At 72.1% G+C, this 16,663-nt stretch carries 14 protein-coding genes; 7 read left to right on the top strand and 7 right to left on the bottom strand.

All coding sequences use genetic code 11. The features are described from left to right. Window position 1 precedes the first annotated feature (1 nt). Together JIAGA_RS0104310 and JIAGA_RS0104305 are read left to right on the top strand one after the other, a co-directional pair. Entirely contained in the window at window positions 2-1,258 is a 1,257-nt protein-coding gene (locus JIAGA_RS0104310; RefSeq protein WP_026874709.1) for a RuBisCO large subunit C-terminal-like domain-containing protein, read from the top strand. Next, complete coding sequence (locus JIAGA_RS0104305) at window positions 1,251-2,513, top strand: four-carbon acid sugar kinase family protein (RefSeq protein ID WP_026874708.1); 1,263 nt, start codon at window positions 1,251-1,253, stop codon at window positions 2,511-2,513. Before JIAGA_RS0104310 ends, JIAGA_RS0104305 begins: the two co-directional genes overlap by 8 nt. Window positions 2,514-2,537: 24 nt before the next feature. On the opposite strand, the gene JIAGA_RS0104300 is transcribed toward JIAGA_RS0104305, so the two are convergent. The 3 genes from JIAGA_RS0104300 to JIAGA_RS33660 are packed head-to-tail and all read right to left on the bottom strand — an operon-like array spanning window position 2,538 to window position 6,800. Next, window positions 2,538-5,504, bottom strand: coding sequence for a glycoside hydrolase family 2 TIM barrel-domain containing protein (locus JIAGA_RS0104300; RefSeq protein WP_026874707.1), 2,967 nt, complete (start codon window positions 5,502-5,504; stop codon window positions 2,538-2,540). Then, window positions 5,501-6,448 (bottom strand): aldo/keto reductase, encoded by a 948-nt coding sequence (locus tag JIAGA_RS27510; protein WP_035812083.1) that lies wholly within the window; start codon window positions 6,446-6,448, stop codon window positions 5,501-5,503. The genes JIAGA_RS0104300 and JIAGA_RS27510 overlap by 4 nt, the downstream gene beginning before the upstream one ends. Beyond that, the gene (locus tag JIAGA_RS33660; RefSeq protein WP_084469460.1) at window positions 6,408-6,800 is read right to left on the bottom strand and encodes a MerR family transcriptional regulator; all 393 of its coding nucleotides are present in this window, start codon (window positions 6,798-6,800) and stop codon (window positions 6,408-6,410) included. The genes JIAGA_RS27510 and JIAGA_RS33660 overlap by 41 nt, the downstream gene beginning before the upstream one ends. 573 nt (window positions 6,801-7,373) lie before the next feature. On the opposite strand from JIAGA_RS33660, the gene JIAGA_RS0104280 reads away from it, so the two are divergent. Together JIAGA_RS0104280 and JIAGA_RS0104275 are read left to right on the top strand one after the other, a co-directional pair. Next, window positions 7,374-7,880 carry a YfcE family phosphodiesterase gene (locus JIAGA_RS0104280; protein WP_026874706.1) on the top strand — a complete coding sequence of 169 codons (507 nt, stop codon included), beginning with the start codon at window positions 7,374-7,376 and terminating at the stop codon, window positions 7,878-7,880. Between the two features lie 35 nt (window positions 7,881-7,915). After that, window positions 7,916-8,563, top strand: coding sequence for a DUF6518 family protein (locus JIAGA_RS0104275; protein ID WP_051425700.1), 648 nt, complete (start codon window positions 7,916-7,918; stop codon window positions 8,561-8,563). A gap of 15 nt (window positions 8,564-8,578) precedes the next feature. Here JIAGA_RS0104275 and JIAGA_RS0104270 read toward each other — a convergent pair whose 3' ends face one another. Next, complete coding sequence (locus tag JIAGA_RS0104270) at window positions 8,579-9,157, bottom strand: TetR/AcrR family transcriptional regulator (protein WP_026874704.1); 579 nt, start codon at window positions 9,155-9,157, stop codon at window positions 8,579-8,581. A gap of 163 nt (window positions 9,158-9,320) precedes the next feature. Here JIAGA_RS0104270 and JIAGA_RS0104265 point away from each other — a divergent pair, with 163 nt between their 5' ends. Continuing rightward, window positions 9,321-10,193 (top strand): LLM class F420-dependent oxidoreductase, encoded by an 873-nt coding sequence (locus JIAGA_RS0104265; RefSeq protein ID WP_026874703.1) that lies wholly within the window; start codon window positions 9,321-9,323, stop codon window positions 10,191-10,193. A gap of 54 nt (window positions 10,194-10,247) precedes the next feature. On the opposite strand, the gene JIAGA_RS0104260 is transcribed toward JIAGA_RS0104265, so the two are convergent. Beyond that, window positions 10,248-11,273: a DNA topoisomerase IB gene (locus tag JIAGA_RS0104260; RefSeq protein ID WP_026874702.1), complete on the bottom strand. Its 1,026-nt coding sequence runs from the start codon at window positions 11,271-11,273 to the stop codon at window positions 10,248-10,250. Window positions 11,274-11,388: 115 nt separating this feature from the next. Between JIAGA_RS0104260 and JIAGA_RS0104255 the strand changes: the two genes are divergently transcribed. After that, window positions 11,389-11,847 carry an SRPBCC family protein gene (locus JIAGA_RS0104255; protein ID WP_026874701.1) on the top strand — a complete coding sequence of 153 codons (459 nt, stop codon included), beginning with the start codon at window positions 11,389-11,391 and terminating at the stop codon, window positions 11,845-11,847. A gap of 24 nt (window positions 11,848-11,871) precedes the next feature. Here the strand turns inward: JIAGA_RS0104255 and JIAGA_RS0104250 are convergent, their stop codons facing one another. Beyond that, a complete protein-coding gene (locus tag JIAGA_RS0104250) occupies window positions 11,872-12,747 on the bottom strand; it encodes an NAD(P)-dependent oxidoreductase (RefSeq protein WP_026874700.1) in 876 nt (291 codons plus the stop codon). A 100-nt stretch (window positions 12,748-12,847) separates the two neighbouring features. Here JIAGA_RS0104250 and JIAGA_RS0104245 point away from each other — a divergent pair, with 100 nt between their 5' ends. After that, entirely contained in the window at window positions 12,848-16,126 is a 3,279-nt protein-coding gene (locus tag JIAGA_RS0104245) for an ATP-binding protein (protein ID WP_026874699.1), read from the top strand. Here JIAGA_RS0104245 and JIAGA_RS0104240 read toward each other — a convergent pair. Then, a complete protein-coding gene (locus JIAGA_RS0104240; RefSeq protein ID WP_035812081.1) occupies window positions 16,089-16,655 on the bottom strand; it encodes a putative glycolipid-binding domain-containing protein in 567 nt (188 codons plus the stop codon). The genes JIAGA_RS0104245 and JIAGA_RS0104240 overlap by 38 nt on opposite strands. Between the last annotated feature and the right edge of the window lie 8 nt (window positions 16,656-16,663).

The raw sequence follows: 16,663 nt of genomic DNA, 5'->3' as shown, positions 1-16,663 counted from the left end.
CATGACCAGTCAGCACGTGATCGCCACCTACGTCGTCGAGACGTCGCTGCCCCTCGCGGCCGCCGCCGAGGTGCTGGCCGGTGAGCAGTCCACCGGGACGTTCGTCCGCGTCGAACGCGAGTCCGACGACCTCCGCGCGCGCTTCGCCGCCCAGGTACACGCGCTCGAGGAACTGCCGCTCACCGGCGGCTCGCCGCTTCCCGGGTCGATCGGCGACCCGGACCAGCGGCGCCGGGCCCGGCTGAGCCTGCGCTTCCCCCTCGACAACTTCGGCCCGTCGATGCCGAACCTGCTCGCGGCGGTCGCCGGCAACCTGTTCGAGCTCAAGCAGTTCGCCGCCATCAAGCTCGTCGATCTGGAGCTGCCGCAGGCGTTCGCGCAGCGGTACCCCGGTCCCGGGTTCGGAGTCGAGGGCACCCGGCGGCTCATGAACCGCTCCGACGGGGCGATGATCGGGACGATCATCAAGCCGAGCATCGGCCTCTCCCCTGCCGAGCTGGCCGAGCTGGTGGCACAGCTGGCCGAGGCGGGCGTCGACTTCATCAAGGACGACGAACTGCAGGGCAACGGTCCGTCCGCGCCGCTCGCCGAGCGGGTCCGGGCCGTCATGCCGGTGCTCGAACGCCACGCCGACCGCACCGGCACCAAGCCGATGTACGCGTTCAACATCACCGACGACATCGGGCGGCTCGCCGCGAACCACGACCTCGTCGTGGCGGCCGGTGGCACCTGCGTCATGGTGTGCGTCAACCCGGTCGGCCTGGCCGGGCTCGAGTTCATCCGCCGCCACGCAACGGTGCCGATCCACGGGCACCGGGCGATGCTCGGGGCGATCAGCCGGTCCGACCACATCGGGATAGGGTTCCGCGCGTGGCAGAAGCTCGCCCGCCTGGCCGGCGCCGATCACCTGCACACGAACGGCATCAGCAACAAGTTCTACGAAAGCGATGCGCAAGTGCTCGACTCCATCGCCGCGGTTCGTGAGCCGCTTCTCGGGCTCACCCCGACCGTGCCCGTGCTGTCGTCCGGCCAATGGGGCGGGCTGGCACACGCGACCTATGCCGCCGTGGGCACCACCGACCTGCTCGTGCTGGCGGGCGGGGGTATCCACGGCCATCCGGACGGACCGGCGGCGGGTGTGGCCAGCATGCGCGAAGCGTGGGAGTCCGCGGCGCTCGGCGAGACGGCGGACGCGGCGTTCGCGCGCTCACAGCCGTTGCGCCGCGCCGCCGAGCTGTTCGGCCCGGTCCGTGCCTAGAGCTCGCGCCGCGTTCTACGGCGACGACTTCACCGGCAGCGTGGACGCGTTGCTGCAGTTCTCCCGGCGCGGCTGGACGGGCCGGCTCTTCACGCGCCTGCCGGCTCCCGAAGCGCTGCACCGCGCCGCCGAGTCGGTCGACGTCGTCGGGGTCGCCGGCATCGCCCGGTCACTGCCGACGTCAACCATGGACGCCGAGCTGACTCCGGTGCTCCAGGCGCTGGCTGCCCTCGAGCCACGCGTCGTCCAGTACAAGGCGTGCTCCACCGCGGACTCGTCGCCCACTGTCGGCAGCCTCGGGCGCATCGTCGAACTCGGTCGCGCGATCGTCGCCGGCCGGCCGGTGCCCATGCTGTTCGCCCAGCCGGACTTCGGCCGGTACACCTTCTTCGGCCACCACTTCGCCGCCGAGGACGGCGTCGTCTACCGGCTGGACCGGCAGCCGACCATGTCGACGCACCCGTCCACACCGATGACCGAGTCCGAGCTGGCCGTCCACGTCGGACGGCAGACGGAGCTCCCGATCGGGTCCCTGCCGGTCACGGCGTACGACGGCGATCTCGCCGGCCGCATCAGTGACAGCGATGCGGCGGCACTCGTCCTGGACGCGGTGACCGACGAGCATCTGGTCACCGTCGGCGACGCCGTGCTGCGTCTCCCGGCACCGGTCTTCGCGATCGGCTCGGGCGGCCTCAGCCATGGCATCGCCGCGGCAGCTCCGATGGGCGCCCCACCCCCGCCGGCCGCCACTGCCGCCCGGGGACCCGTGCTCGTGGTCTCCGGCAGCCGCTCCGCGCGGACCCGGCGGCAGGCGGACGCGGCCGCGGCCGACGGCTGGCTGGTGTGTCCGCTGCCGCTTGCTCCGAGGGGTCGCGACGAGGTGATCCGGCAGACGGTGGACACGCTGCGCAGCGGCCGCAGTGCCGTCCTGACCTCGGACGACGCCGACACATCCGCAACCGCCGGACGGCCTGTCCTCGACGTCGTCGCCGCGACCGCGACCGCTGTGGTCGACGCCGCCGTCCGCGCCGGGGTGACCCGCCGCGTCGTCGTCTGCGGCGGTGACACGTCCGGCCGGGTCGCGCTCGGGCTGGGCGTCGAGGCGCTCTCCCTGGCCGCGAACCCGTGGGGCAACGTGGTCATCCTGCGCGCGCACGCCGCCGACCCCGCCATCGACGGCCTCGAGCTGCTGCTCAAGGGCGGCCAGGTCGGCGGCGACACCCTCTTCCCCGACGTGCGCGCGCTGGGCGGCTGAGCCGCGTCAGCTGCCCGGCCCGCCTCAGGCGGTTCCCAGCCGCACCCGCCACCCGGTGCGTTCGCGGGAGATGCGGTACCGCTCCGGCAACGCCGGCCCGACGGACGCCGAGCCGATGCCCTGCTGCGCGTGGTCGAGGTTGAGCCACACCCGGCCGGAGTCGACCAGGTCGTGCGGCTTGCGCGCCTCCTGGAGGGCGACGGAGGTCCACCGTCGCGCCGTGAAGTCGACGTACGGCTCCCCCGTGACGCGCAGGGTGGGAAGGCCGGGGCCCGCGAGCTCGAGCCAGCGGGTCTGCACGTGGTTGCCGTTCTCCTGCGGGACGGGGTACGGCACCTGCAGCTGGTCGACCGTCCGGGCGTAGCGTCCGATGCGCGAACCCTCGTGCGAGTCGACATAGGTCTCGCCCGGCCCGCGGCCGAACCACTCGACCCGCTGCACGGCCCCGGGCAGCGAGAACAGCAGTCCGAGCCTCGGAACCCAGATGTCGCGGTGCAGGTACGGCGTGTCCGTCCAAGGGCCGACGAAGTCCGCGGTCACGTCGAGAGCGACGCCGTCGCCGTCCGCGGTCCACAGCATCGTCCAGGCGACACCGTGGGGGTGCGTCCGCGGCGCCGTGCGGCCCGTGACTCGCAGCCACCCATCGCCCACGCTGACGTCGTCGGTGCGATGGAGCATCCGGTCGAGTGCCGTCTTCCGCCACACCGAGGCGATGTCGTTGAGCGCCCCCTGGCCGTGGTCGTTCTCGGTCGGGGCACGGTGGAGGTCGAGCCACGGGCCGTCCAGTTCGAGCCCGCCGAGCCGGCGCAGCCGCCCGGTGGCCGCGTCGAACACCGCCTCGCCCACCGCGACCTCGCCGTCCGCGAGGGCGACGGCGAGGGCGACGGCGCGCCCGTCCGGCGCCGGACGGCGTTGCCGCTCCGGTGCTGTCGCCAGTGTTGCCTGCCCCCACGCGACGACCTGTCCGGCCTGCGCCCACGCGGTGCCGTGGGCGAGCACCGCCTCGACCGTCAGGACCAGTTCGCCGCGCCCGCGCCGGCCTGTCGCGTCACCCGGCACCTGCAGCTCGGTCGTCTCGCCCGGTCCCAGCGGCGGCACCGCGAGGGAGCCCGTCGCGAGCGGCGCGCCGTCGTCCTCCAGGGTCCAGCGGAAATCGAGGTCACCGGTCGAGGCGCTGTGCCGGGTGTTCGAGATCGTGACGCGGGCGGTGCCGATCGAGATCGCGACGGGCTCGTACGCCTTCGCGAGCTCGATCAGCCCGGGCGTCGGCGTCCGGTCGCTGAAGACGAGACCGTCCAGGCAGAACCGCCGGCCGGAGGGCTCGTAGTCGACGTCCTCGCCGTGCATGACGAACGGGGTGCCGTCACCGGCCACCGCGGTGAAGCCGTGGTCGATCCACTCCCACACGAACCCGCCGCACATCCGGTCGTGCGCGGCCATGATGCGCCAGTAGTCGCTGAGGGATCCGGGACCGTTGCCCATGGCGTGCGCGTACTCGATCAGCAGGAACGGCAGGGTGCGCCGGCGCGCGTCCTCCTCGTCGGTGCTGCCCTCGGGCGCGGGCTCCTCGCGCCGGCCGATCTGCTCGAGCAGGTCGAGCGAGGGATACATGAGGGAGTAGAAGTCGGAGTTGCGGTAGCTCGGGTCCCGCTCGTAGACGATGGGGCGGGACGGATCGCGCTCGCGCAGCCAGCGCTCCATCTCGCCGAACGTCTCACCCGTCCAGCTCTCGTTCGCCAGCGACCAGATGACGACGCTCGGGTGGTTCTTGTCGCGCTCGACCGTGCGGTACACCCGGTCCATGACGGCGTCCCTCCAGGCCGGGTCGGCGGGCGGGTTGCCGTCCCACCCCGCGTAGATGAACCCGTGCGTCTCCAGGTCGCACTCCACGACGACCCACAGGCCGTACTCGTCGCACAGGCGCAGGAACTCCGGGTGCGGCGGATAGTGGCTGGTGCGCACGGCGTCGACGTTCGCGCACTTCATCATGACGATGTCCTGGATCATGGTCGCCCGGTCCAGCGTGCGCCCGGTGTCGGGGTGGTGCTCGTGGCGGTTCACGCCGCGGAACTTCACCGGGCGGCCGTTGACGGTGAAGACGCCGTCGACGATCTCCACCCGCCGGAACCCGACCGCGAGCTCAACGGACTCGCCCGCTTCGCTGTGTGAGCGCAGCACGCCCCGGTAGAGGCGGGGCGAATCCGCGCTCCACGGCTCGACCGCGACAGTCGCGCTCTCCCCCGCCGGCATCAGCACGCCCAGCTCGGGGATCTCGACCACGGCGTCCACCGGGCAGTCGACCCGCAGCGTGCCGAGCCCCGTCGCGGGGTCGTAGTCGGCGTGGACGTGGTGGTCGTCGATCGCCCCCGACGACGGCCGGGCGAGCAGCTCGACATCGCGGAAGATGCCCGGCAGCCACCACATGTCCTGGTCCTCGAGGTAGGTGCCGGCCGACCACCGGTGCACGCGGACGGCGAGCACGTTGCGGCCGGGACGCACCGGCGCGTCGAACTCGAACGGCAGCCGGCTGCCCATGGACCACCCGAGCTCGTGGCCGTTGAGCCACACCTTCGCGCAGGAGTCGACGCCCTGGAAGCGCAGCACGGCCGGGCCGAAGCCGTCCGGGACCTCGAAGACGAGGCGGTAGTCGCCGGTCGGGTTCTCGGTGGGGACGCGCGGCGGATCGAGCGGGATGGGATACGCCGTGTTGGTGTAGAGCGGGCCTTCTTCCGTGCCGCGCATGGACCGTGCCGGACCGCCCGACAGTGGCGTGAACTTCTCGAGGACCCAGTGCGACGGCACCCGCATCGTGTCCCACGCGGAGTCGTCGAAGTCGTCCGCCACGAACGCGGCACCGGTGCCGTCCGCCGTCGGCGACAACCGGAAGCGCCACGTCCCGTTCAGGCTCAGCACCGGGGCGTCGCTCACCGCGTCGGCGCGTGGCGGCCGGCGGCCCGCACCCGGTTCGGTGCTCTGCCAGTACTCGGTCATCGAGGTCCCTCCAGCGGCGGGTCGGCGATGGGGGTGGGCGCGGGTCCGAGCGCGTCCAGCTCGGGCCACACCTCGTCCGGGACTGGCGCGGAACGCAGCGCGTCCAGCTCGGCGAGCCGGCCGGCGGAGGAGACGCCCACCACCGTCGAATCGACCAGCGGCGAACGCAGCGAGAACCGCAGCGCGACGGCGATGAGCGTCGTGCCGTGGTCGGCACAGATCCGCTCGGCTCGACCGGCCCAGTCCACCAGGTCCGGCGGCGCGGGGCGATACCCGTAGCTGGCACCGGGGCCGGCACCTTTCGCGAGGATGCCGGCGCCGAACGGTGCGGCGTTGAACACCCCCATGCCGCGAGCGCGCGCGTTCTCGAACAGCGGCTGCGCGCTGCGGTCGACGAGCGTGAAGCGATTGTGGCTGAGCACCACGTCGAACGCGCCGGTGTCGACATAGGCCGTCATCAGCGGGATGGGGCCGGCCGCGATGCCGATGGCGTCGACGGCACCGGCCTCGCGCAGCTCGACCAGCGCCTCGACCGCGCCGCCGGGGCCGGTCGCCTCGGCGAACGACACCGTGTAGGGATCGTGCAGGTGCAGCACCGGCACCCGGTCGACGCCGAGCCGGTCGAGACTCTCCTCGAACGATCGGAGCACCCGGTCGCGCCCGAACGCGCCGGTCTCCGGGTCGCGATCGACCTTGGTGACGACGGTGGCGCTGGTCGTGCTTTCGAGCGCCCGGCGGGCAAGCCCGAGCACGGTTTCGCTGCGGCCCTCCGCGTACGCGTTCGACGTGTCCACCAGCGCGAACGGGCCGGTGAGCATGGCCCGGGCGGTCTCGACCGCAGCGGCCTCCTCGGCGGTCCCGGGACTCGTGCCCCGCCCGAGCGGCGACGTGCCGACGGTGACATCACTGACCGGAATGCCCGTGGAACCGAGAAAGCTCGACATGAATATCCATTCTGGTGCGAATTGGATATCCATTATAGGGCGTGCTCGGAAGGCCCCGTCCTGGCTCCATGTAACGCGAAACGCCGAACAGCGTGCCGGAAGCGTTACTGGACGGTGCGCAGGCGTCACCGCTGGGGTTGCCGGCCCGCAGGCAGTCGACGAACGGACGGGTCTCGTCGAGGCTGAAGCCGATGCGTTGCAACGTCAGGATCTCTTCGACGACGCGAACGTCGTCCTCGCCGTACTCGCGGTAGCCGTTGGCCGAGCGGCGTGCCGCCAGCAGGCCTTCGGCTTCGTAGAACCGCAAGGCCGTGGTGGTGCCGGCCCGCTTGGCGAGGTCACCGATGCGCATGTCTCGACGCTAGACGTTGACGTTGACGTCAAGGCAAGCAGTGCCGCCGCCACGCACGACGACCCGGGCGCACCGGGTCGTCGCGTGTCCCGGAGGACTCGCCACACCGTTCGAGGACGGCGTCGACGGTGGTCTCCGAGACCAGAGAGCCGGCTACCTGACCACGGTCGTGAACAGGACCGCCAGGACGAGGACCAGGCCCAGCGCCACAGCCGCCACCTGATACTGCCCTCGCGGGCTCACCAGCCACCGACGTAGTCGGGCCGGTGCGCATCGCCACTCGTGCCATTCAGACACCGGATACGCCACTCCGTTTCCTCCTTCGGGGTGCCCGGTGACCATTGAGCACGGCCGGCCGGGAACCATCGTTCGAAGTCCCGGCCGGGACTCTGTTATTCGGTTGTCCCTATCACCATGATCAAGAACTGACGAACGGTCAACCCTCGGATCCGGGTGCCGAACGGAATGGGGGTGCCGATGCGGGCACGTCGTGCCTACGCTGCAGTGATGCACTCCGACGACGACGTGGCTCGGCCAGGACCATCACCTGAACCCGGGCCCATGGCCGAACCGATCCGGGTGGCGGTGCTGTCCGACACGCATGCGCCACGGTTCTGGAAGCGCTGCCCGCCCGCGGTGGCGCGGGTGCTCGAGGGCGTGGACGTCATCCTGCACGCCGGCGACGTCTGCACCACGGACGTGCTCGACGAGCTGACCACGTTCGCGCCGGTCCACGCGGTGCTGGGCAACAACGACGGCGACGATGTCGCAGCGTGGGGCGCCCCCGAGGAGGCGCACCTCACCATCGGCGGCGTGCGGATCGCGATGATCCACGACAGCGGCCCGGCGACCGGCCGGCTGGCGCGCTTGCGCGGCCGCTTTCCCGACGCCGACCTCGTCGTCTTCGGGCACTCCCACATCCCGTGGGACGAGGAGGCCGACGGCTTCCGCGTCTTCAACCCAGGCTCGCCCACCGACAAGCGGCGCCAGCCGCACGGGACCGTCGGCATGCTCGAGCTCGCCGCGGGACGCGTACTGTCCGCGGAGCTGATCCGCGTCACCGATCCGTCCGAACCGTAGCCGCGCCGGAGCGGGCACCGGCTAGTCTGCGGCCCGTGCCGCCCAGCCCGCCGCAGACCACCGCTCCGACGACGAACCGGACGTTCGCCGGCCTGGCCCTGGTCGCCGCGGCCGGGGTCGCCGGCGGCGTGCTGACCGCCTACGCCCAGGGCTGGTTGCCCAGCGAGCTCGGCTCGCTGGCGAACTCCAGTGGCACGTGGATGCTGATCGCGTTCGGGCTGGCGCTGCTGGCCCGTACGCCTGCCCTGGGTGCGCTGAGCGGCGCGCTGGCGCTGGCGACGCTGCTCGCCGGATACGTCCTGGGAGCCGGGCTGCGCGGCGACCCGTCGTCGGCGGCGTTGATGCTGTTCTGGGGCATCGCGGCGGTGGTCGTCGGCCCGGTGGTGGGGCTCGCCGCCGCCTGGGTACGGCGCGGGTCGCCGGCGCGAGCAGCGCTGGGGACGGGCGCAGTAGCCGGCGTTCTGGTCGGCGAGGGCGTCTACGGCCTGCGGTACATCGCCGATACCACGTATCCGCCGCACTGGTGGGGATCCATCGTGGCAGGTGCGTCGACGCTGGTCGTGGCAGCGATATGGCGGCGGCTCCCGGCCCGGGCGGTAGCACTGGCAGCGGCCGTCACCGGCGTCGTCGCCGTGGCGTTCGTCGTGGTCTACAGCGCTGACCTGATCGCCGTACTGCCCTGATCCGCGGCGCCGCTGTCAGCGCGGCCGGGCGCGCAACCCGTCCAGGGCCATGCCGAGTACCCGGTCGACCTGATCGGGGTCGGAGAACTGGCCCATCGTGATGCCGCCGACCAGCCGCACGACGTCCTCGAAGGTGGCATCCTGCCGGGCCTCGCCTGCCTCCTGAGCCCTGCGCAGCAGCGGTTCTCCGCAGTTGATGATCGCGTTTCGGCAACCCTCGAAGACCGCTGACTCGTGGTTGAGCGCCTCGATGATGGCGCGTTTGGTGACGGCGTAGGTGGCGAAGCGGCGCAACCAGCCGTCCAAGGCCTCCCACGGCGGGCGCTCAGACAGCTCACCGGCAGCCTGGCACAGCACCTCGACCTCGGTGCGGTAGACCGTCTCGAAGAGGTCGCGGCGGGTCGGGAAGTTCCGGTACAGCGTGCCGATGCCGACGCCGGCCCGTCGGGCGATCTCCTCGAGCGATGCGGAGACGCCGCCCTCGGCGAACGTCTCGCGCGCGGCAGCGATGATCTTCTCGCAGTTGCGTTGCGCGTCCGCACGCCTGGGCCGTCGGCCGGCGACGGCGGCAACCTCGTCGTCCGCATGCGTCATGACGGCGGCCTCCCACGAACCGATTGCAACCGGAGGCTACCCTCCATATAGTTATCCGGAGGACAGCCTCCACTTTATCCGCTGCAGCTCTCTCTGTCCCCGAAGCACATCACATCGCCGCCGCGGAGCAGTCGTCACACCCCAGAAGCGAAGGATGCTTTACATGAAGCTCGGCTTGCAGATCCCCGTTTTCACCTGGCCGAACGGGCCCGCGACCCTCCGCCGCGACCTGGCCGCCGTCGCCCGAACCGCCGACCAGGCCGGCTTCGAGTACATCGCCACCATGGACCACTTCTTCCAGATCCCGCAGGTCGGGCCGGTCGAGATGGACATGCTCGAGGCCTACACGACGCTCGGCTTCCTCGCCGCTCACACCGAGCGAGCGAAGCTGCTCACCGTGATCACCGGCATCCACTACCGCCAGCCCGCCCTGCTCGGCAAGACGGTGACCACGCTCGACGTCCTCTCCGGCGGCCGGGCGGTCCTGGGCATCGGCGCCGGCTGGAACGAGGAGGAATCCCGTGGACTGGGCTTCCCGTTCCCGTCCACCGCCCAGCGGTTCGAACTACTCGAAGAGACACTGCGCTACCTGCAGCAGCTGTGGTCGGACGACGACGGCCCGTTCGCCAGCGCGCACATCACCGCAGAGCGGCTGCTCAACTCGCCGCAGAACCTCAGCCGGCCGCACCCGCCCATCATGATCGGCGGCGGCGGAGAACGGAAGACGCTGCGGCTGGTGGCCCAGTACGGCCAGGCCTGCAACCTCTTCAACACTCCTGAAGTGCCGCACAAGCTCGACGTCCTGCGCCAGCATTGCGCAGACGTAGGCCGCGACTACGACGAGATCACCAAGACCGTCTACCAGCCGCTCGACATCGGCGAGAACGGCAAGGGCACCCAGGCGCTCATCGACGAGCTGGGTCGCCTGGCCGAGCTCGGCATCCAGGCCGCAATCGGCCACGTCCCCACCGTCCCCCAGCCGGACGACCTCGAGCGCATCGGGGCCGACGTCATCCCCGTGGTCGAGAAGTTCTGACCCGACCCCGCCTCCGGCCCCGACCCCGGTTGCTCTGGGGCGGAAGGTCGGGTGTCAGCGGCCGTCCAGCAGATCGAGGACCGCCCGCTCGATGCGCTCCCGGTCCGCGTCGTCCACCAGCACGTCGTCGACACCGAGGCGGTGCAGCACGGGGCGGATGGTCTCGCCCTGCTCGAACGCCTCCATCACCGCCGGGTCGACGTAGGCCGAGCGGCACACGGCGGGCGTGTTGCCGAGGTACTCGGCGACCTCTTTGACGGCACGGGTCTCGGCACGCTTACGCGCGCTGCGGCTCAGCGACGACGGGTCCGGAGCGGCGGTGGCCAGCGCGACCGCCGCCAGCACCGTCCCGTGCCAGGTACGGAAGTCCTTGGCGCTGTTGTCGCCGCCGACGACCTGGTGCAGATACTCGTTCACCTCCGCCGAGGACACCGCACGCCACTCCCGCCGCGCGTAGTACGCGAGCAGGGTCTGGTCCGGTTCCCGGCGGCGCATCAAGGCCCGTACGACCGCGACGACCTCGTCGTCCGCCACCGCCTGCACCCGCTCCTGCCCGGATTTCGCGGGATAGCCGAAGACGACGCACCCTGCCTGGTTCACGCTCACGTGCTGGCGCAGCACCGTCACCAAGCCGTGCGACCCGTTCTCCTGGGCGTACACCTCGCCACCGATGCGGAAGAACCCGATGTCGAGCAGCCGGGCGGCCGCGGCCAGGACCCGGCGGCGGTTCAGGCCGCGGGTCGCCAGGTCGGCGGCGATCTGGGCGCGAGCCTTCGGCAATGCCCGGCCGAACTCGCGCACCCGCTCGAACTTCTCCCGGTCTCGCTGTTCCCGCCAGGCCTGGTGATAGAGGTACTGACGGCGGCCGGCGTCGTCGGTGCCCACGGCCTGCAGGTGCCCGTTCGACCACGGACAGATGCGCACCTGTGTCCAGGCCGGCGGGATCGCCAGTCCCCTGATGCGCGCGAGTGCCTCGGCGTCGGTGAGCGGCTCCCCGTCGACGTCCACGTAGCTGAAGCCGCGCCCCCGCCGGCGACGCCCGATCGCGATGCCCTGCGGGTCCCACCTGCGCAACCGCATCGGCCACCCCTTCCGAACCCTCGTGCCTGCGGCATACCCGTGGCGGGAGCACCGCATGCCGTCGACGGCGCCGGGTACGAACAGAGACACCAACAATGGAACGAGAGGAAAAGCCATGAGCACCGCCACAAAGTCCGTCGATGTGAACGTCCCGATCTCCACCGCCTACAACCAGTGGACCCAGTTCGAGGAGTTCCCGAAGTTCATGCAGGACGTCGAGTCGATCCGCCAGCTCGACGACCGTCACCTGCATTGGACGGTGAAGATCGCCGGGGTGAAGCGCGAGTTCGACACCGAGATCACCGAACAGCACCCGGAAGAACGCATCGCCTGGCACGCGACCGGCGGTGTCGACCAAGGCGGCGTCGTGACGTTCCACAAACTCGACGAGACCACCACCAGAGTGACCCTCCAGTTGGAGATGGAGCCCGAAGGCATGGTGGAGACGATCGGTGAGAAGGCCGGCATGGTCTCGCGGGCGGCCGAGCAGGACATGGAGGCCTTCAAGAAGTTCATCGAGGCCCGCGGCATGGAGTCCGGTGCCTGGCGTGGCGACGTGCCCCGAGAGGGCTGAGCACGTCACCACGCCGGGCCCGGCTCAGGCAGCGCTGGGCCGGATACTCTCGATGATCCGGTCGAACGCCTCCTTGCCGTGACCTTGGGCGATCTGCTCGGCCAGCAGCCGCTGGATCGGCTCGACCAGGTCGATCGCGACGCCCTGGTCCCGGCTCGCCTGCACGATGACGTCGAGCGCGGCCTTGTTGAACTCCACACTCTGCACGTCCGTCGTGTAGTCGCGGCTGTCCATGAACCGTGCCGCGTACGGCAGTGCGTGCGACGTGGCACGGATCCAGTGGCCGGCTGTCTCGGCGAAATCGGCGGCCGTCCCTCCGACGGTCCCGACCATGGCCGCGCCGTGCACGAAGCCGGCGAACATGGTGTACATCCCGGACAACAGCGCGAGGTCGTACAGTCCGGCCAGACCTGCGTCGGCACCGAGATAGCGACTGGTGCCGACCAGGTCGAGAGTCGGGCGGTACCGCTCGAACGCCTGCTGGTCCCCGCTGTACAGGAAGGTCGAGTCCGGCGTCCCGATCATCGGCGGGGTGGCCATCATGCCGCTGTCGACGTAGTCGATGCCGTGACCGGCCGCCCAGGCGGCAAGGCCCCGGGCCTGCTCCGGGGTGCCGGTGGTGAACTGGACGACGGTGCGGCCGGTCAGCTCCGCCGCGATCGGCTCGAGCAGCTCGCGGGTGACGGCGCAGTCGAGCACACAGACCAGGACGAGCGGGCTGCTCGTAACGGCCTGTGCCACGGTCCCGGCGCGGATGGCGCCGCGGGCCACGAGGTCGTCGGCGCGGCCCGGCGTCCGGTTCCACACGGTGGTGGGGTGACCGGCCTCGAGCAGGATTCGGGCGATCTCGCGGCCCATCGCGCCCAGGCCGACGACGGTGACGGGGTGACGGTCGGTCATGGTTGGTCGTTCCTTCCTGTTCTGGTGTCCGCCACCCTGACCCGACCCGCTTTCGATCCGCTCACGGTGCGCTGTCGGACCGCTCGACTACGGTGGTGGCGTGCGTTTCGGGGTGCTCGGCCCGGTCGAGGTCACGGCCGCCGACGGCGACACGGTGCGGGTGCCCGAGGCGAAGGTCCGGCTCCTGCTGGCAGCGCTGCTCGCGCGTCGCGGCCGCCCGGTCGGTGCCGACCGGCTGATCGACGAGCTCTGGGCCGGCCGACCCCCTGTCGACGCCACCGGCGCGTTGCAGACCAAGGTGTCCCAGCTGCGCAGAGCGCTGGCCGGTCGCGAACTCGGTGGCCGCGAGCTCGTCGCGTTCCGCCCGGCCGGCTACCAGCTGCTGGCCGAGGCCGACGACGTCGACGCCGGCCGGTTCACGGCGCTGTTCAGCCAGGCACGCGGCCACGACGACCCCGCGACCAGGACGCTGCTGCTGACCCGGGCCCTGGAGCTGTGGCGCGGCCCTGCCTTCGCCGACGTCGCCGACCACGCCTTCCTGCAACCGGCCATCCGGCAGCTCGAGGAGCAGCGGCTGGTCGCGGTCGAAGAGCTCGCGGAGGCTCGCCTCGAGCTCGGTGAGCACGCCGTCGTCGCGGCCGAGCTGGCGGCCGAGGCAACAGCGCATCCGCTTCGCGAACGACTTTGGGCGGCGTGGATGCGTGCCCTGTACGGGGCCGGCCGGCAGAGCGACGCGCTGGCCGGCTACGCAGGATTGCGCGAGCGGCTGGCCGATGAGCTCGGCGTCGACCCATCGCCGACGCTGACTGACCTGCACGCCGCGATGCTCCGGCAGGATCCGGCGCTCTCGCCCACAGGGAGAAATCGGCGGCCGGTCGCCCCGTCTGAAACCGGCGGGCTGGGGGCCAGACGGCCCACCGGTGTCCTGCCTACACCACTCACCACGCTGGTCGGTCGCGCTGCCGAGACCGACCGAGTCACTGGGTTGCTCGACGATCACCGGCTGGTCACCCTCACCGGACCCGGCGGAGTCGGCAAGACCCGGCTGGCCCTCGACGTCGCGGATCGGCTGGATCGGGCGGCGTCCGCGCGCGACGGCGTCTGGCTGGTCGAGCTGGCCGGCCAGCGCGCACCCGGAGGGCCAGCCGCCGTCGACGTCGTGGCCGAGGTCGTCGGGGCCGCGCTCGATCTGCGGGCGGACACCCATGCCGACCCCGCCGACCGCATCGCCGACGCGCTACGTACCCGGCAGCTGCTGCTCGTCCTGGACAATTGCGAACACCTGCTGGAACCGGTCGCGATACTGGCCGGCCGCGTGCTGAGCGCTGCCCCGGGCGTGCGGATCCTGGCCACCAGCCGCGAGCCGCTGGGCCTGCCCGGCGAAGTGGCGCACGCGGTACCGACGCTGCGCGCAGCCGACGCCGCGACACTCTTCCTGGAGCGAGCCGCAGCGTCCGGGTTCGTCGCCGGTCCGGGCGACGCCGGCGTGGTCGCGGCCATCTGCCAGCGACTCGACGGCCTGCCGCTTGCGCTCGAGCTCGCCGCGACCCGGGTCCGCGCGATCGGTGCCCGTGACCTGTTGGCCGGCCTGGACGACCGGTTCGAGCTGCTGGCAGCCGGGCGGCGAGGCACCCCGGAACGGCAGCGGACCCTGCGAGCGGTCATCGACTGGAGCTGGGAGCTGCTCACCGACGCCGAGCGTGCGGTCTTGCGCCGGCTCGCGGTGTACCCGGAGGGCTTCGACCTGGCGGCCGCCGAAGCCGCGTGTACCGCCGACGCCGTGACTCCCGGCGCCTCCGTGGGTTCCGGCGACGACATCCGGCCGGGCACCGTGGCGGGCTTGGTCGCTCGCCTGGTCGACCGGTCGCTTGTCACGGTCGAGCCGGCACCGGACGGCCCGCGGTACCGGCTGCTGCAATCGGTCGCGGCGTACGGCGTCGAGCGGTTGCGGGCCGCGGGTGAGCTGGACACCGTTCGGCGCCGGCACCGCCTGCACTACCTGGCTCTGGCCGAACGCGCCGATCCCGAGCTGCGCGGCCCGGACCAGCGGCGCTGGCTGGAGCGGCTGGACTCCGAGGCGGCGAACCTGCGCGCGGCCATCGACGACGCCGTCCACTCCGGCGACGCCGCCACGGCGCACCGGCTGGTCGACGCGCTGGCCTGGTACTGGTTCCTGCGCGGGCGGCTCGCCGAAGCACGGCGGTCGGCAGCGACGGTCGAGTCCATGGCCGGCGGCGACCCGGCCGCCCGCGCCCGCACCACCGCCTGGCAGGCCGGCTTCGCGGTACTGCGCGGCGACGATCCAGAGTCCGCGGCCGGCGCCGATGTGGCGCTGGCCGGGTTCGACACCGTCGACGACCCCGCCGGCCGGGCCAGGGCGCAGTGGTTCATCAGCCTGGGGCTGTCCGGTGCCGGGCCGCTCACCGTCCACGAGCGCCGGGTGGCCGCGGCGTTGATCACGTTCCGCCGGCTCGGCGACCGCTGGGGCGTCGCGGCCGCGCTCAGCCTCCGCGCCGGACAGGCCCGCACCGGGCCGGCGACCGGCGCCGTGCGGCGGGCTGCCGACGACGCCGCCGCGATCTTCACCGAACTCGGCGACCGATGGGGACGCCTCCAGGTCAGCAGCACCCTCGCCACGTGGGCCGAGGCACGAGGCGACTACGTCGAGGCCGAACGGTTGCACCGGGAAGGCGTGCGCATCGCCACCGAGCTGGGCATGTGGACCGAGCTGTCCGATCGGCTGTCCGGCCGCGGCCGGATCGCGCTCCTGCGCGGCGACCTCGCGGCCGCCGCGGACCTGCACGACCGCGCCCGTCGCCTCGCCGCACGCCACGGTCACCGTCGTGGTGAACAGTTCGCCGAGATCGGGCTCGCCTTGGGCGCCCGGCGCGCGGGCCGGCTCGACGACGCCGAGCGGCACCTGCGGGCCTGGCTGGACTGGTGCCTGGACATCGACGGCGAGATGGGCGCCGCCCTAATCCTCGCCGAGCTGGGTTTCGTCGCCGAGCTGCGCGGCGACGCGGACACCGCACTCGCCCTGCACCTGGACGGCTTGGCTTGTGCCCGGTCGGCCGGTGACCACCGCGCCATCGCGCTGGCGTTGGAGGGGCTAGCCGGGGCCCGGGTCGCCGTCGGCCGCTCCGTGGCCGCGGCACAGGCGGCCCGGTTGCTTGGCGCGGCGGCGGCGCAGCGCGCCTCGGTCGGGGTGCCGCTGCCGCCGGCTGAGCGCGGCGACGTCGACCGCATCAGCGCGGCTGCCCAGAGGCTGCTCGGCGCGGACGCCTTCGCCGCGGCGTTCGCCGCCGGTGACGTGCTGTCGCCCGCCGACGCCTACGCCTTGGTCACGTCAGTCGCCGGAACAGGCCCGGGTAATCGGTGACGACACCGTCGCCGTCCACCGTGATGTCGGCGGTGAAGTCGCCGGAGCGGAACCGGTAGGTGTCCCGGCCGAGCCGGGTGTAGTGCTGGTCGTCCGTGCTGACCGCGAGTCCGTGTTCGAGCTGGACGTACACCATGCGCACGTCGGCCGAGGCGCCGACGGCCAGACCGAGGCGGCGGATGGGCAGGGTGTTGGTGAACGGCGTGAGGGCGATGTCGACGTCGACGCACCCAGCCAGCTCGGGCCGGCCGGCGCCGGCGTCGTCGTACCACTGGCCGTCGTCACGGCGATGCAACACCAGGCCCGGCTCGCCGTGCGGACGCAGCTCCAGCCGTCGCGTCGTCCAGTCCGGCCCGCATTCGATCCGATACGCGAGCCGGGTGGGCCGCTCGTCCAGCGCGACCACGACGCCGTCGGCCACCACGCTGGTGGCATCGGAGCGCAGGGCGAGGTGTTCGGTGGCCGGCCAGGCCAGAGCAGACCACATCAGCTCTCGGACGGGCGACTCCGTGTCGTGACGGGTGTCCATGGATGCCA

The organism is Jiangella gansuensis DSM 44835 (assembly GCF_000515395.1).
Lineage (GTDB): Bacteria > Actinomycetota > Actinomycetes > Jiangellales > Jiangellaceae > Jiangella > Jiangella gansuensis.
The sequence above is the reverse complement of the archived record's forward strand: the minus strand, read 5'-3'. Positions and strand labels throughout refer to the sequence as shown.

What these genes read in the sequence shown, in the direction of transcription:
- JIAGA_RS0104310 (WP_026874709.1), top strand. Translation starts at nt 2, where the DNA reads ATGACCAGTCAGCACGTGATCGCCACCTACGTCGTCGAGACGTCGCTG.
- JIAGA_RS0104300 (WP_026874707.1), bottom strand. Translation starts at nt 5,504, where the DNA reads ATGACCGAGTACTGGCAGAGCACCGAACCGGGTGCGGGCCGCCGGCCG.
- JIAGA_RS27510 (WP_035812083.1), bottom strand. Translation starts at nt 6,448, where the DNA reads ATGTCGAGCTTTCTCGGTTCCACGGGCATTCCGGTCAGTGATGTCACC.
- JIAGA_RS33660 (WP_084469460.1), bottom strand. Translation starts at nt 6,800, where the DNA reads ATGCGCATCGGTGACCTCGCCAAGCGGGCCGGCACCACCACGGCCTTG.
- JIAGA_RS0104270 (WP_026874704.1), bottom strand. Translation starts at nt 9,157, where the DNA reads ATGACGCATGCGGACGACGAGGTTGCCGCCGTCGCCGGCCGACGGCCC.
- JIAGA_RS0104265 (WP_026874703.1), top strand. Translation starts at nt 9,321, where the DNA reads ATGAAGCTCGGCTTGCAGATCCCCGTTTTCACCTGGCCGAACGGGCCC.
- JIAGA_RS0104260 (WP_026874702.1), bottom strand. Translation starts at nt 11,273, where the DNA reads ATGCGGTTGCGCAGGTGGGACCCGCAGGGCATCGCGATCGGGCGTCGC.
- JIAGA_RS0104255 (WP_026874701.1), top strand. Translation starts at nt 11,389, where the DNA reads ATGAGCACCGCCACAAAGTCCGTCGATGTGAACGTCCCGATCTCCACC.
- JIAGA_RS0104250 (WP_026874700.1), bottom strand. Translation starts at nt 12,747, where the DNA reads ATGACCGACCGTCACCCCGTCACCGTCGTCGGCCTGGGCGCGATGGGC.
- JIAGA_RS0104240 (WP_035812081.1), bottom strand. Translation starts at nt 16,655, where the DNA reads ATGGACACCCGTCACGACACGGAGTCGCCCGTCCGAGAGCTGATGTGG.